General features: G+C 55.3%; 13 protein-coding genes and 1 pseudogene. 2 read left to right on the top strand and 12 right to left on the bottom strand.

Annotated elements, in window-relative coordinates:
- The first annotated feature begins 442 nt into the window (after positions 1 to 442).
- Entirely contained in the window at positions 443 to 694 is a 252-nt protein-coding gene (locus tag C230_RS0102435) for a hypothetical protein (RefSeq protein ID WP_018130464.1), read from the top strand.
- Here C230_RS0102435 and opp4C read toward each other — a convergent pair.
- The 10 genes from opp4C to rplS all read right to left on the bottom strand — a co-directional run bounded on the left by opp4C (position 686) and on the right by rplS (position 11,058).
- On the bottom strand, positions 686 to 1,600 hold the full coding sequence (opp4C, locus tag C230_RS0102430) for an oligopeptide ABC transporter permease (RefSeq protein ID WP_018130463.1): 915 nt from the start codon (positions 1,598 to 1,600) through the stop codon (positions 686 to 688). The genes C230_RS0102435 and opp4C overlap by 9 nt on opposite strands.
- Positions 1,601 to 1,617: 17 nt before the next feature.
- Entirely contained in the window at positions 1,618 to 2,568 is a 951-nt protein-coding gene (locus tag C230_RS0102425; protein WP_018130462.1) for an ABC transporter permease, read from the bottom strand.
- A 117-nt stretch (positions 2,569 to 2,685) separates the two neighbouring features.
- Positions 2,686 to 4,314, bottom strand: coding sequence for a peptide-binding protein (locus C230_RS0102420; protein WP_018130461.1), 1,629 nt, complete (start codon positions 4,312 to 4,314; stop codon positions 2,686 to 2,688).
- An 89-nt stretch (positions 4,315 to 4,403) separates the two neighbouring features.
- Entirely contained in the window at positions 4,404 to 5,390 is a 987-nt protein-coding gene (locus C230_RS0102415; protein ID WP_018130460.1) for an ABC transporter ATP-binding protein, read from the bottom strand.
- A gap of 14 nt (positions 5,391 to 5,404) precedes the next feature.
- Positions 5,405 to 6,370, bottom strand: coding sequence for an ABC transporter ATP-binding protein (locus C230_RS0102410; protein WP_018130459.1), 966 nt, complete (start codon positions 6,368 to 6,370; stop codon positions 5,405 to 5,407).
- 34 nt (positions 6,371 to 6,404) lie between these two features.
- A complete protein-coding gene (locus C230_RS19165) occupies positions 6,405 to 8,453 on the bottom strand; it encodes a S9 family peptidase (RefSeq protein ID WP_018130458.1) in 2,049 nt (682 codons plus the stop codon).
- On the bottom strand, positions 8,395 to 8,898 hold the full coding sequence (locus tag C230_RS21750; RefSeq protein WP_156807319.1) for a hypothetical protein: 504 nt from the start codon (positions 8,896 to 8,898) through the stop codon (positions 8,395 to 8,397). Before C230_RS21750 ends, C230_RS19165 begins: the two co-directional genes overlap by 59 nt.
- A gap of 322 nt (positions 8,899 to 9,220) precedes the next feature.
- Positions 9,221 to 10,069, bottom strand: a complete 849-nt coding sequence (ylqF, locus tag C230_RS0102395) for a ribosome biogenesis GTPase YlqF (RefSeq protein ID WP_018130457.1) — start codon at positions 10,067 to 10,069, stop codon at positions 9,221 to 9,223.
- A gap of 15 nt (positions 10,070 to 10,084) precedes the next feature.
- Positions 10,085 to 10,615 carry a signal peptidase I gene (gene lepB / locus C230_RS0102390; RefSeq protein WP_018130456.1) on the bottom strand — a complete coding sequence of 177 codons (531 nt, stop codon included), beginning with the start codon at positions 10,613 to 10,615 and terminating at the stop codon, positions 10,085 to 10,087.
- Positions 10,616 to 10,710: 95 nt separating this feature from the next.
- Positions 10,711 to 11,058, bottom strand: coding sequence for a 50S ribosomal protein L19 (gene rplS, locus C230_RS0102385; protein WP_018130455.1), 348 nt, complete (start codon positions 11,056 to 11,058; stop codon positions 10,711 to 10,713).
- Between the two features lie 121 nt (positions 11,059 to 11,179).
- Between rplS and C230_RS19160 the strand changes: the two genes are divergently transcribed.
- A complete protein-coding gene (locus C230_RS19160; RefSeq protein ID WP_211207990.1) occupies positions 11,180 to 11,518 on the top strand; it encodes an Lrp/AsnC family transcriptional regulator in 339 nt (112 codons plus the stop codon).
- Between the two features lie 49 nt (positions 11,519 to 11,567).
- Here the strand turns inward: C230_RS19160 and C230_RS0102375 are convergent, their stop codons facing one another.
- Both C230_RS0102375 and C230_RS21745 read right to left on the bottom strand, forming a co-directional pair.
- Positions 11,568 to 12,035 carry a hypothetical protein gene (locus tag C230_RS0102375; protein ID WP_018130454.1) on the bottom strand — a complete coding sequence of 156 codons (468 nt, stop codon included), beginning with the start codon at positions 12,033 to 12,035 and terminating at the stop codon, positions 11,568 to 11,570.
- A gap of 88 nt (positions 12,036 to 12,123) precedes the next feature.
- Positions 12,124 to 12,243 (bottom strand): annotated as a pseudogene (locus C230_RS21745) (winged helix-turn-helix transcriptional regulator); the annotation flags it as partial.
- Between the last annotated feature and the right edge of the window lie 281 nt (positions 12,244 to 12,524).

The raw sequence follows: 12,524 nt of genomic DNA, 5'->3' as shown, positions 1-12,524 counted from the left end.
CAAAAAGTACCTGGAGGTAGATCCATACAACAAGTGGCTCAACCGACAGGCCGGGGCGCATCCAGAAGAATTCCAGGCATGAGACATTCATGCAAAATGCGGCTTTGCCCGTAGCAAACGACATACCGCATCAGGAGAGGTTGGTCAAGTGCTCTCCTTGACGAATCTCTCCTGATGCGGTTCAATTCAGCCTGGGCAAAGCCATGGACAGAGAAACTCCAACCCAAAAAGAATTTACACAAAAATCCGGACTTGACCCTGGCGGAAACCGGTTATTGGTCGTTTTACGAAGGATTGAACAAAATGGGCAAGATGCCCGGTTTGATGAAAGGCATCGGCTATCTGAAAACTGACGAATCCCGGCACATCGGCTACGGAACGTATCTTCTGCAACGATTGATCTGCGAACACCCCCGGTTGTTTGACGTGGTCTCACAAAAAAATGGAAGAGCTCGCTCCACTTTCCTTCGCACTCACCCAGGAAGGATTCGAAGGACGGCAGGCAAGCCCGTTCGGCGTGACAATGCAAGAGACGATACAGTTTTCATTGAAACAGTTCCAGGTGCGGATGGACGTGCTGGCCAGGGCAGGACACCAGACGATCGCACAGATAAACATCAGAGTTTTCATCGCCACAGGACCATCTGCAATGGGAACACGGGCAGAATTGGCATTCCAGTTTTCCTCACTTTAACCTGGGATCCAGCGCGTCTCTTAGCCCGTCCCCGACAAAATTTACGCTCAGCACGGTCAGTAGAATCATCAGACCGGGAGCCACCGGATACCAGGGAGCCTTCATCAAAATCGATATGCTTTGCGCTCCCTGCAGCATGTTTCCCCAACTGGCGGTGGGCGGCTGAACGCCAAGTCCCAGAAAGCTGAGAGCCGATTCGGTCAAAATCGTGTATCCGATTCCCAGAGTGGAAGCCACGATAATCGGCGCCAACGCATTGGGCAGAATGTGGACGAATATAATGCGAACGTCCGACAGTCCCAACGTTTTGGCGGCCAGCACAAATTCCCGATTTTTCAGGCTCAGAAATTCTCCCCGTACCAGGCGGGCAATGCTCGTCCAGCGTAGCAAAATCAGGATGAGGATAATATTGGCAACGCTCGGTTTGAACATCGACACCACCGCTATCAGAAGCAAAATATCGGGGAACGCGATGATAATGTCGACCATCCGCATCAGGATGTTGTCCACTTTTCCCCCGTAATAACCGGCCAGCGCTCCGACGGCGGTGCCAATCACAATCCAGCCGAGTACGGTCAGGATGCCGACCGACAGGGAAATGCGTGCTCCGTGCAACAAACGGCTGAAGATGTCCCGTCCGAAATCGTCCGTCCCCAGCCAGTGTTCCGCGCTCGGCGGTTTCAATTTTTTCAGCAGATCCTGCTCTGCCGGATCGTAGGGGGCGATCCATGGCGCCAGGATCGCCAAAACGGCAACCAGCAGGATGAAGACAAGACCCGCTACCGCCAGCTTGTTGCGGGAAAATCGCTCCCAAATGATTCGCAACATGCTGGTTTTCTTGATCGGCAAGGTTCCGGCTACCGGTTGCACACCGGTTGCCGCTCCATCCGTTTGCAATCGCATCATTGCCATCCGGCCCCCTTTTATTTGTACGAAATACGCGGGTCAAGGAACCCGTAGATGAGATCGACAAGCAGGTTGCAGAACACGACCAGGCAGGCTGTGATGGTGGTGATCGCCATGATGATCGGATAATCCCGCTGGAACACCGCCTCAATGAATAACCGTCCCATCCCGGGCCAGCTAAAAATGCTTTCTGTGATCACCGCACCCGCAAACAGTCCGGGCAGGGTCAGTCCGATGATGGTCACCACCGGAATCAGGCTGTTGCGCAGACCATGCCGCAAAATCACCGTCGGCTCATAAAGCCCCTTGGCACGGGCCGTCCGAATAAAATCCTGGCGGATCACCTCCAGCATACTGGAGCGGGTGTATCGCGTCCACGCGGCCATCTCAGCCGCTCCCAACGTGAAGGCGGGCAGAATCAGATGCTGGATGCGATCCCAGACGGAAAACGACGCGTTCAAGGTGGCCACGCCGCCGGCCGGCAGCCAGGACAGATGTACCGCAAACAATAAGATCAGCATAATACCCAACCAGAAATTCGGAGTCGACACCCCCAAAAAAGAGCCGACCGTAATCGTATAATCCAGTTTCGAGTATTGCCGGGTGGCAGATACAATCCCTGCCGGAATGGCGATCAGCAAGCTGAACAGCAAACTCACGCCCATCAACAGCATCGTGTTGGGCAACCGCTCCAGCACCAGATCGCTCACCGGCACCCGCCTGACAAACGAAAAGCCGAAATTGCCCTGCAGCAAATCGCCCAGCCACCGAAAATATTGGACATACAGCGGCTGGTCAAGTCCCAGCGCGTGAATCATCCGCTCCTGATCCTCCGGTTTGATGGTAGGATCGACCAACAGGGCAACCGGTCCTCCCGGGGTCAGGTGCATCAGACCAAATGAAATCACGGTGATGCCAAATAATAGAGGAATCGCTTGGATCAACCGGCGGATCGTGTAGTTTACCATAGAGGATCCCCTTTCAATCGACTGCGAATCGGCAGATGAAATGTTCCATTTATGATGCCGGGTGCACCTGCAACCGGGCGGAGAGGCCGGAACCGCTCCGCCCCATTTTGCAGCAGATTATTTGGTGAAGTACCACTTGTGCATGTTGTAGAAATCCAGACGGGGATGGAATTCATACCCTTCCAGGTTGTAGGGAACCACATCGATTTTGTTCGGATAATAAAGGAATGTGTACGGCTGATCTTCGGAAATCAACTTGTACGCTTTGCCGATCAGTTCCTTGCGTTTCGTCTGATCCAGCACCTTCGTATTCTCATCCGACAGCCTGTCAACCTCCGGATTCGAATAGGAAACGTAGTTCAAACCTTTCGCGATTTCCCGCGAGTGCCAGATGGAGGTCGGATCCGGATCGGTTGCCAGCGCCCACCCCAATACGTAGGCATCAAACTTCTTCTGCTTGATATGATTGTTGACGAGTGACGAGAATTCAATGATTCGCGGCGTGACTTCGATTCCCACCTTCTTCAGCTGCTGCTGGATGATGGTGACAATCTGTTCACGCGCTTTGTTGCCCTGGTTGGTCATCAGTTCAAACGTGAATTTCTTGCCGTCCTTGTCCAGGATGCCGTCGCCGTTGGTATCCTTCCAACCAGCTTCTTCCAACAGCTTTTTCGCTTTTTCCGGATCGTACTCGAACACGGTGACATTGTCGTTGTAAGCCCAGCTGAGCGGGCTTTGCGGTGCATTGGCCACTTTTCCGTGGCCCTCCAGCACTGAATCCACGATCGCTTTGCGGTCGATCGCCATGGTCAGCGCCTGCCGGACTTTTTTATCCTTAAACAGATCGTTCATCTCGTTCCAGCCTACGTAGGTGTAGGAGAAGCCGATATCTTCTGCCACTTTGAACTTCTTTGCATCGATCAACGGTTTGAGCGCCTGCAGATCGGCCGGGTTAGAGATGAGTGCCCGATTGACTTCTCCCGCCTGCAGTTGGGCGATCAACGCATTGGCTTCCGGAACGATTTTGTACGTGATCGTCTTGATCGCCGGTTTGCCTGCAAAATAGTTCTCGTTCCGTTCCAGCTTCACATATTGCCCCGACTTCCATTCGGCCAGTTTGTAGGGACCGGTGCCGATCGGATTTTTGGTGAACGGAGCTTTGTCCATCTCTTTGATCGGAACGTCCTTCAAAATATGTTTGGGCAGAATTTCATAGCCCAGAGCGCCTGTCAGGAACGGTGCGTACGGTTCGCTCAACGTGAACTTCACCGTGTAATCGTCTACTTTTTCCACTTTCTTCAGCTTTTCAAAAGTAGATTTGCGCGGTCCCGCGTAATCTTTATCAATCGGAATGCTGAATGTGAACACGACATCGTCTGCCGTCAGCGGCTGTCCGTCGGAGAACTTGACGTTTTTCCTGATTTTGACCATCCACTCCAGATTGTCGCTGGAAATTTGCGGCATTCCGTCAGCCAGCACAGGCTCCGGCTGCAGTTTGGGATTGACAGTGTACAGAGGTTCGAGAATCAGATCGTAAATGTTGCTGGATACAACGTCCGTCGCCCAAAAAGGATTGAGAATGCTGGGTTCGCCGGCACCTCCCCAGATGATCTCGCCGCCGTCCACTTTCTCCTTTGTGGTGTTGGCTTGCGGTGCCGCTGTGTCTTTCGAGCAACCGGCAAGCGCCACAGATGCCGCCAGTGCGGCTGACACGGCAGTCCAAAACCATTTCCTTGACATTTCCATGCGTTCTTTGGCCCCCTTATGATCACGTGATTTTTTATCTGATCCGGTTGACGGCATATTGCGGTCAACCAAAATCATGCGTCGTCCTGTTATGCCAAAACAGGCACCGGTTCGTACAGGTGGCAAGCTACCATATGGCCGGAAGCGATCGATTTCAATTCCGGCCGGGAATGTTTGCAAACGTCCGTGGCATACCTGCAGCGCGGGTGAAACGCGCAGCCGTCCGGCGGATTGGCAGGGCTCGGTACGTCTCCTTCGAGGATGATCCGTTCCCGTTTGATGGTGACATCCGGTTCGGGAACGGCTGACAACAGCGCTTGCGTATAAGGATGTCCGGGGCTCTGGTAGAGGCTCTCCTTGTTGGCGATCTCCACGATTCGCCCGAGGTACATCACCGCCACCCGGTCGGAAATATGGCGCACCACGCTCAAATTGTGCGAGATAAAGAGATACGTGAGTTCAAATTTTTCCTGCAAATCGGACATCAAATTCAACACTTGCGCCTGGATCGAAACATCCAGCGCGGAAACCGGCTCATCCGCCACAACCAGTTGCGGGTTGAGAGTGAGTGCGCGGGCAATCGCGATCCGCTGCCGTTGTCCCCCCGAGAATTCGTGCGGATACTTGCCAAAGTCAACCGCGGAAAGCCCCACCAGCTCAAGCAGCTCGAGCGCCCGTCTGCGAGCCTCCTGTTTGCTGCATTGGCCGTTCACAAACAGCGGTTCGGACAGCAAATAGCCGATCGTCATCCGCGGATTGAGCGACGCATACGGATCCTGAAACACGCACTGCATGTTTTTCCGGATTTCCCGCAATTGGGAACGAGGCAATCGGGACAGGGAAACACCGGCAAACACTACTTCCCCCACTGTGGGTTCCAGAAGGTTGAGAATCAACCGCCCGGTCGTCGACTTGCCGCAGCCCGATTCGCCGACGAGCCCCAGCGTCTCCCCTTTGCGCACAGTGAAGCTCACATCGTCGACCGCCTTCACGTACCCCACTGTTCGTTTGAGGAGTCCGCCTTCGATCGGAAAATATTTTTTCAACCCTTTGACTTCCAACAAATGGTCAGGCATTCGACTTCCCCCATTTAGACCAGGCTGCAGCGAACGAAATGCTGCGGAGCTACCTCACGCAATTCCGGCAATTGGCTGCGGCAGCTGTCGACCGCTCGCGGACAGCGGGCGGCAAACCGGCAACCGTCCGGATAATCGGCGGCAGATGGAACGTTTCCGGGAATCGGCGTCAGCCGTTCCCTCGTATCGTGCATGCGCGGCGTCGATTCCAGCAAACCCGCCGTGTACGGATGCTTCGGTTGGGTAAACAGGTCGTAAGCGGACGCGGATTCCAACACCTGTCCCGCATACATCACCAGAACCCGGTCGGCCATCTCGGCGACCACGCCCAGATCGTGCGTGATCAGGATGATCGCCGAACCAAACTCCCGTTTCATCCGTTTCATCAAATCGAGAATCTGTGCCTGGATCGTTACGTCCAGTGCGGTGGTCGGTTCGTCCGCAATCAGCAATTCCGGTTCGCACGCCATCGCCATCGCGATCATCACCCGCTGCCGCATGCCGCCCGACAGGCGGTGGGGGTACTCCTTCAGGATTTGTTCCGGACGGGCAAACCCCACTTTTTTCAACATCTCAACCGCCCGCTGCCGCGCCTCCTGCCTGGACACCGCCAGGTGCCGCCGCAGCACTTCCTGCAACTGGCGGCCGATCGTCAGCACGGGGTTGAGCGAGGTCATGGGCTCCTGAAAAATCATCGACATCATCCGGCCCCGCAAATCAGCCAGTTGCCGGTCGCTCAACTGCACCAGGTTGATTCCCGAAAAAACAATCTCGCCCTCGACGATGCGTCCGTTTGGTTTCGGAAGCAGCCCCATGATCGAGAGGGAGGTCATGCTCTTGCCGCAGCCCGACTCCCCGACAATCGCCAGCGTCTCCCCTTTTTTCACGGAAAAATCGACCCCGTCGACCGCCCGTACTTCCCCGTTCTTCTGCCTGATGTACGTCTTCAGTTTTTTTACTTCGAGCAACACCTGGCTCATGCCGTACCACCACCCGTCAAACTTGGAAAAATGGTCACCCAGTTGCCTCCGAGGATGCACACCGGCCTGCGTGCGGCGTATCACCGCCGATATAGCGGTTGAACCACCCGACAATCCGCTTTAACCGTTCCACCCGCAGCAGCGGGTTGCCGCTTCGCGACAGTTCATGATTGGCGTCGGGAAAGCGGACAAACTGCACCTCTTTACCGAATTTCTTTAACGCGACAAACAACTGCTCCGCCTGTTCGATCGGGCATCGCAGATCCTCTTCACCGTGCAGGATCAACAGCGGGGTGTTGACCTGAGCCGCGTATGCGAGTGGCGAACGTTGCCACAACAACTCGTGGTTGTCCCAAGGGTTGCCGCCCACTTCCCATTCCGCGAAATAATACCCAATATCGCTCACCCCGTAAAACGACAGCCAGTTGCTGATTGATCGCTGGGTGACGGCTGCCCGGAACCGATCCGTATGTCCGACGATCCAATTGGTCATGAAACCTCCGTAGCTGCCGCCCGTAACGCCCAGCCGGTGCGGGTCGATAAAAGGATAGTTGGCGATTGCGTAGTCGACCGCTTCCATCAGATCCTGATAATCCCTTCCTCCGTAATCGCCGCGGCAGGCGTCGACAAACTGCTGCCCGTAGCCGTGGCTGCCGCGCGGATTGGTATAGATCACCGCGTACCCTTGGGCGGCCAACAACTGGAACTCGTGAAAGAACGAGTGAGAATACATGGCGTGCGGACCACCGTGAATTTCGAGGATGGCGGGGCAGGTGCTCCCCTCCTGCAAACCGTCCGGCCGCATGATCCACCCCTGAATGTTCCACCCGTCGCTCGTTTCAAACCAGAACGTTTCCGGAACGCTCAGCCGAATTTCTTCCAGCAACCGGTCATTGCTTGCAGTCAGCCGGACTTCTTCCCCGGTCTGCAGGTCGACGCGATACAGATCGCCAGGCAACCGCACATTGGTAGACGCTGCTACCAAATACCGGTCGTCGGACGTGATCGTAAACTGATAGATTTCCCGGTCGCCCGAAGTCAATGGTTCATGCTGGCCGTCCAGTGAAAACCGATACACATGCACGCTGCCATGCCGCGATACCAGGGCATAAATCCAGTTTCCATCCGCGCTGAACAAGGGGGGTGGCGTCCGCAGGTGGGACCGCATATCGCTGATCGCCACATTCCCGATTTGCCCGTCAAATCCTTCCGTGATGCAGACCACCGGCCCTCCGTCGGCACCCACTGTATAGAGCCGGGTCTGGGTGGCCCCTTCGTACGAACGATCGTGACCGAAGAATGCGACCGTGTTTCCGTCTGGGGAAAAATTGGCCTGCATAATGGACAGATTGGAAACGGTCAGCTTGCGCAATTGGCTGCCATCCGTCCGCACCGTATACACATCGCTGTAAAACTGCGCGTCGGGATCCGCCCGAGGATCGTCCACCATTGTGCTGACAAACGCGATCGTCGCCCCGTCCGGGGACCAAACCGGTTCGCTTGCATCAAAATTCCCCTCGGTGAGACGGGTTACAGAACCGGCAGCCACATCCAGCAAAAACAGATGCAGCCGCCTCCCATCCCAAAATCCCTCGCCGTCCGCCTTCCACCTGGTGCGGTTGATCTCCCTCACCTGTTCCCTGTAGAACTTCTTCTCATCTGTAGGGGCTCGCTTATCTCGCAGGGGATCTTCGCTCACGCGGGCCGTGAAGGCGATCGATCGCCCGTCGGGAGACCAGATAAAGGAGTGGACGCCGCGTGGCATGTCCGTCATGCGACGCGCTTCCCCGCCGGAACGCGGCATGATCCAGATCTGCCGCAACTCGTTCTGTTCTCGGAGAAACGCCAGGTGTGTGCCGTCGGGAGACCACGCGGGAGCGGAATCCTTCTCCCCTTGTGTGAACACTGTTTCGCCGTCCCCGTTTAGCGAGACCAGATGAATTTGCGTGCGGTAACCGGACCGCTCTGCATTCACCGATTTTTGCACGAATGCGATCGCCCTGTCCCTGTTCGAAACCGCCGGCTCACCGACCCAGTTGAATCTGTACAGATCTTCCGCTGTCAGACACCGCTTGTGATTCATCTGCAACCTCCCGTTCATCAACCGATTGGCCTATTTTCCGTAATCGATAAAATCGGCCGCATCCGTAAACGAAATCTGTTTCTCCACTTGTCCGACCGGTGCTGACACATCGTGCCAGCTTAACCGTTTCACGCCAAAAAGCTCCGCTTTCCGTTGCAGGTACGCTCCGGTTGAACGCCTGTCCGACAGACAGTTCCTCTGTTTGCCCGTCCCTTTCAAACGGGATGACGATGCCACCCGCCATCGTGTCGTACAAATCGGACCACGCATGATAGCCGTCGACCGCCAGAACGCCCGCCAGCATCTCCTGCTCCGGCGAAAGTTTATCCGCCGCCCGTCGGCGAATTTCATGCATCGGAAACGAGATATGTAACGAGACGATATCCGACTGCAGGCGGTCAAGAAATCCGGTAAACTCCTGCGAATCGCTGCCGCCTGCAAACAAAGCGTCCAGATCCCACTGAAGAGAACAATTACTAATCTAAATCATCCCCCTTATCTGTATATACTGACTATTCGATCATACATATTCATTTTATCAGATGAGCATGCAACAATTCTACAGATACTTTTTATCTCCTTTTATCTCAGATAAGACCTGGCAACCGGAACGCCCCTGCTGTATACTGTCTCCGCTGTTCGACACCCTCACTTGCACACCGATCTCCGATCACCCGATTTACAGTACCCCGAAAACGACAAAAGACCATCGAAGCCCTTTCAAAGGCTCGATGGTCGTGGATATTCTGCCTGTAATCACATGCTTGTCACGGCCGCTCAAGCGAGATTCTTCCGAGCATTCCGGCGCGGAATTCGCGCAGGATCAGATCGCAGGCAGCGCTCTCATCGATGACGCCGCCGGCCCGGATCAGCCCCCTTTTCCTGCCGATTGCAAGCACGGTGTCCCACGGTTCGTCCGGCTGCGATTCCAATTTGTAGCGATTTTCCAGCACCCCGGGATATTGGTCGCGCAGCCATTTGACCAGGTAGAAGACGACGTCCTGTTTGTCGGCGTCCAGCACCTCGTCGCGGATCGCGCCGGTCGCCGCCAGCCGAATGCCGACCTCCGGGTCTTCGAACTTGGGCCATAGAATGCCAGGGGTGTCGAGCAGCTCAAAATCTTTCCCCACCTTGATCCACTGCTGCGCCTTCGTCACGCCAGGCTTGTCCCCGGTCTTCGCCACGCTGCGATTCGCCAGCCGATTGATGAGAGACGACTTGCCGACGTTCGGGATCCCGAGGATCATGGCGCGAATTGCGCGGGGGCGGATTCCTTTTTTCATCAAGCCTTCCATCTTGGGCGCGACCAGCCGCTTCGCCTGCGCCTCGATCTGCCGCAACCCTTCGCCTGCGGTGGCCACCACCGGCACGGCCGGCGTGCCCTGCCCGTCGAAATAGGCGATCCACTGTTCCGTCACGACAGGATCCGCCAGGTCCGCCTTGTTGAGCAGCACCACCCGCTGCTTCTGCTGTGTGATCTCATGCATCATCGGGTTGCGGCTGGACAGCGGAATCCTGGCATCGACCAGTTCGTACACGAGATCGACCAATTTGAGCTTTTCCGCGACTTCCCGGCGGGCTTTCGCCATATGGCCGGGAAACCATTGAATTGTCATGCGGCTCCCCCTTTTCTATTTGAACGGGAACAGTTTGAATTTTTCCGGCGGCCAGAATACCAGATCGGCCCGACCAACCACCAGATTCAAAGGAACAAAGCCAACCGACCGGTCGCGGCTGTCTTTTGAGTTGTTGCGGTTATCCCCCATCACAAACAATGTGCCGTCCGGTACCTTGACAGGTCCGAATACGCCGTTTGTCGGTTCGCCGAGGTAGGGTTCTTGCAACGCTTCCCCATTCCGGTACACTTTCCCTTCGCGAATTTCGATTACGTCCCCCGGCAGACCGATCACTCGTTTAATGAAATCTTTCGACGGATCGGCCGGATATTGAAATACAACAATGTCGCCGTGTTCCGGTTTATGCAAATGATATACGAGTTTGTTGACGATCAGCCGTTCCCGGTTTTGCATCGTCGGCATCATCGATTCGCCGTCGACGAGAAACTGGGCAAACACGAATTGATGAATGCCAAGCGCCAGGATCAGTGCCAGTCCGAGCGCTTTCGTCCATTCCCACAGCTCATTCGTTTTGCGTTCAGACATAAGGGTTCCCCTCCAACCCGTTTCTATCAGCCCCGCTTGGCGATTTCACCCATGACGGGAAAAGGGACTTGCATGCACAAGTCCCTCTCAAGCAGTTAGCGAATTTCTTGAATGCGAGCCGCTTTCCCTGTGAGATTGCGCAGGTAGTACAGCTTCGCACGACGTACGCGGCCGCGGCGCGCCACTTCGATTTTCTCGATCTTCGGCGAATGCAGCGGGAATGTACGTTCCACGCCAACGCCGTACGAGATCTTACGAACCGTGAAGGTCTCGGAAATGCCGGAACCGCGGCGCTTGATCACAACGCCTTCGAACACCTGGATACGTTCGCGGTTTCCTTCTTTCACCTTCACGTGCACTTTCACGGTATCGCCCGGGCGAAAGCTCGGAATGTCCTTGCGCAGTTGTTCATCCGTGATCTGACGGAGAAGTTCCTGATTCACGCTTGCTTCCTCCTTCCCTGCAGACGTTCATGCCAAAATTCGCACTTTGGCAGCGGACCGCCTTGATCAACAAATGACATTGTATCACAGGCGCCAGGGAAAGACAACAGAGCTGGCGCAATTGTGCCGTAATTCAACGAACGCCAGGTGTGAACCGCATGACAAACTGGAAGAGATCGGAATCCTGGAAGCGTTCACGATCCGCCTCAACCAACAAAAATTGGGCAAGCCGCTGACCGCCCTGATTACCGTATTTATGAAAACGACCGACCACACCGCGTTTCAGCAGTTTTTGGCGAGCCAGGACAGGATCGAGGAAGCTTACCGGATCAGCGGAGACGGCTGCTACTGGGTAAAAGCCCACGTCTCTTCACAGGAGGAGCTGAATCAACTGCTGGACGAAATTCGCAATACGGCAACTACCGGGTTCATCTTGCGATCGGAAAAATCAAATAGATAAGAGAGGAGGCAAATGCACGGTGCATTGGCCTCCTCCCTGCTGCGAGCATTTATTTGGCTGAAAATTTGATCGTTTGCGGCGTCGTTCCATCCACTTGCTTGTGATCGTTGCCGTTCAGGCTGATCACCAGAGTGTGGGCGCCCGGCTTCACGTCTTTCAGCACAATGTTGTCCGCGTCTTTGATGATTTTTTGCGCCGCTTTCGGATCATTCGGATCGGTGTCGAGCCAGATGTGAATATGCCCTTCGCCCGGCTTCGGATCTTTGTTGGTCACAAAATCGACCAATTTGAAATCGGAGACGGTGACTTTAATTTTTACGTCTCCCGCTTTCACCGTATCCCCGTCTTTCAGCCCCTCCACCTTAAAAGATGGTTTCTTGGTCTCCGGTGCGTACGCCGACTGTTCCTGCTTGGCCGGCTCGGACGGCCCGGATGTTTGAGCCTTATCGCTGCCGCAGCCTGCCAATCCCGCGAGCGCAATCACCGCCGCACCCGAAGTCAACCACTGTTTCTTCATTCTACTCTCCCCTTCCAAATTTCTTGTACACTCAGATAACGACAGAAACGTGCGATCGGTTCGCCAGTGGGACACATTTTATCGGAAATCAATCGTTTTCCTTGATTCTTTCCTTATGCTTGCTTCCCCACCGGGACATGACCTCTAAAACTTCTCGAATGGTTTGGCCGTATTCTGTTAAAGAATATTCCACTTTTGGCGGCACCTGGGTATATACTGTAGCCGCTCACGCTATTTGGCGGTGAATTTCTCACCGCCATTGTCGTGAGCGCTCTACCGTCAATCCGCCAGCCGAGTGAGCGCTGTGTCGACAGTCATCGCAGGCACGAGAAAGCAGCCGGTTAACCGACTGCTCCCCGTTGCCGATCCAGGTCCGTCAGTACCCGCTGGATGTGGCTGTCTTCCACCACGTCGCTACCCTTGGCTGCCGCAGCGTACAGGGCCTGCAGGCAGATTTGGTTCACGACTCGGGGGATCCCTCGGCTGGCT

The sequence above is a fragment of the Effusibacillus pohliae DSM 22757 genome (genome assembly GCF_000376225.1).
Classification (GTDB): Bacteria; Bacillota; Bacilli; order Tumebacillales; family Effusibacillaceae; genus Effusibacillus; species Effusibacillus pohliae.
The sequence above is the reverse complement of the archived record's forward strand: the minus strand, read 5'-3'. Positions and strand labels throughout refer to the sequence as shown.

Excerpts from the sequence above, each read along its gene's own strand:
- C230_RS0102435 (WP_018130464.1), top strand. The coding sequence starts at position 443 with ATGGAAGAGCTCGCTCCACTTTCCTTCGCACTCACCCAGGAAGGATTC.
- opp4C (WP_018130463.1), bottom strand. The coding sequence starts at position 1,600 with ATGATGCGATTGCAAACGGATGGAGCGGCAACCGGTGTGCAACCGGTA.
- C230_RS0102425 (WP_018130462.1), bottom strand. The coding sequence starts at position 2,568 with ATGGTAAACTACACGATCCGCCGGTTGATCCAAGCGATTCCTCTATTA.
- C230_RS0102420 (WP_018130461.1), bottom strand. The coding sequence starts at position 4,314 with ATGGAAATGTCAAGGAAATGGTTTTGGACTGCCGTGTCAGCCGCACTG.
- C230_RS0102415 (WP_018130460.1), bottom strand. The coding sequence starts at position 5,390 with ATGCCTGACCATTTGTTGGAAGTCAAAGGGTTGAAAAAATATTTTCCG.
- C230_RS0102410 (WP_018130459.1), bottom strand. The coding sequence starts at position 6,370 with ATGAGCCAGGTGTTGCTCGAAGTAAAAAAACTGAAGACGTACATCAGG.
- C230_RS19165 (WP_018130458.1), bottom strand. The coding sequence starts at position 8,453 with ATGAATCACAAGCGGTGTCTGACAGCGGAAGATCTGTACAGATTCAAC.
- ylqF (WP_018130457.1), bottom strand. The coding sequence starts at position 10,069 with ATGACAATTCAATGGTTTCCCGGCCATATGGCGAAAGCCCGCCGGGAA.
- lepB (WP_018130456.1), bottom strand. The coding sequence starts at position 10,615 with ATGTCTGAACGCAAAACGAATGAGCTGTGGGAATGGACGAAAGCGCTC.
- C230_RS0102375 (WP_018130454.1), bottom strand. The coding sequence starts at position 12,035 with ATGAAGAAACAGTGGTTGACTTCGGGTGCGGCGGTGATTGCGCTCGCG.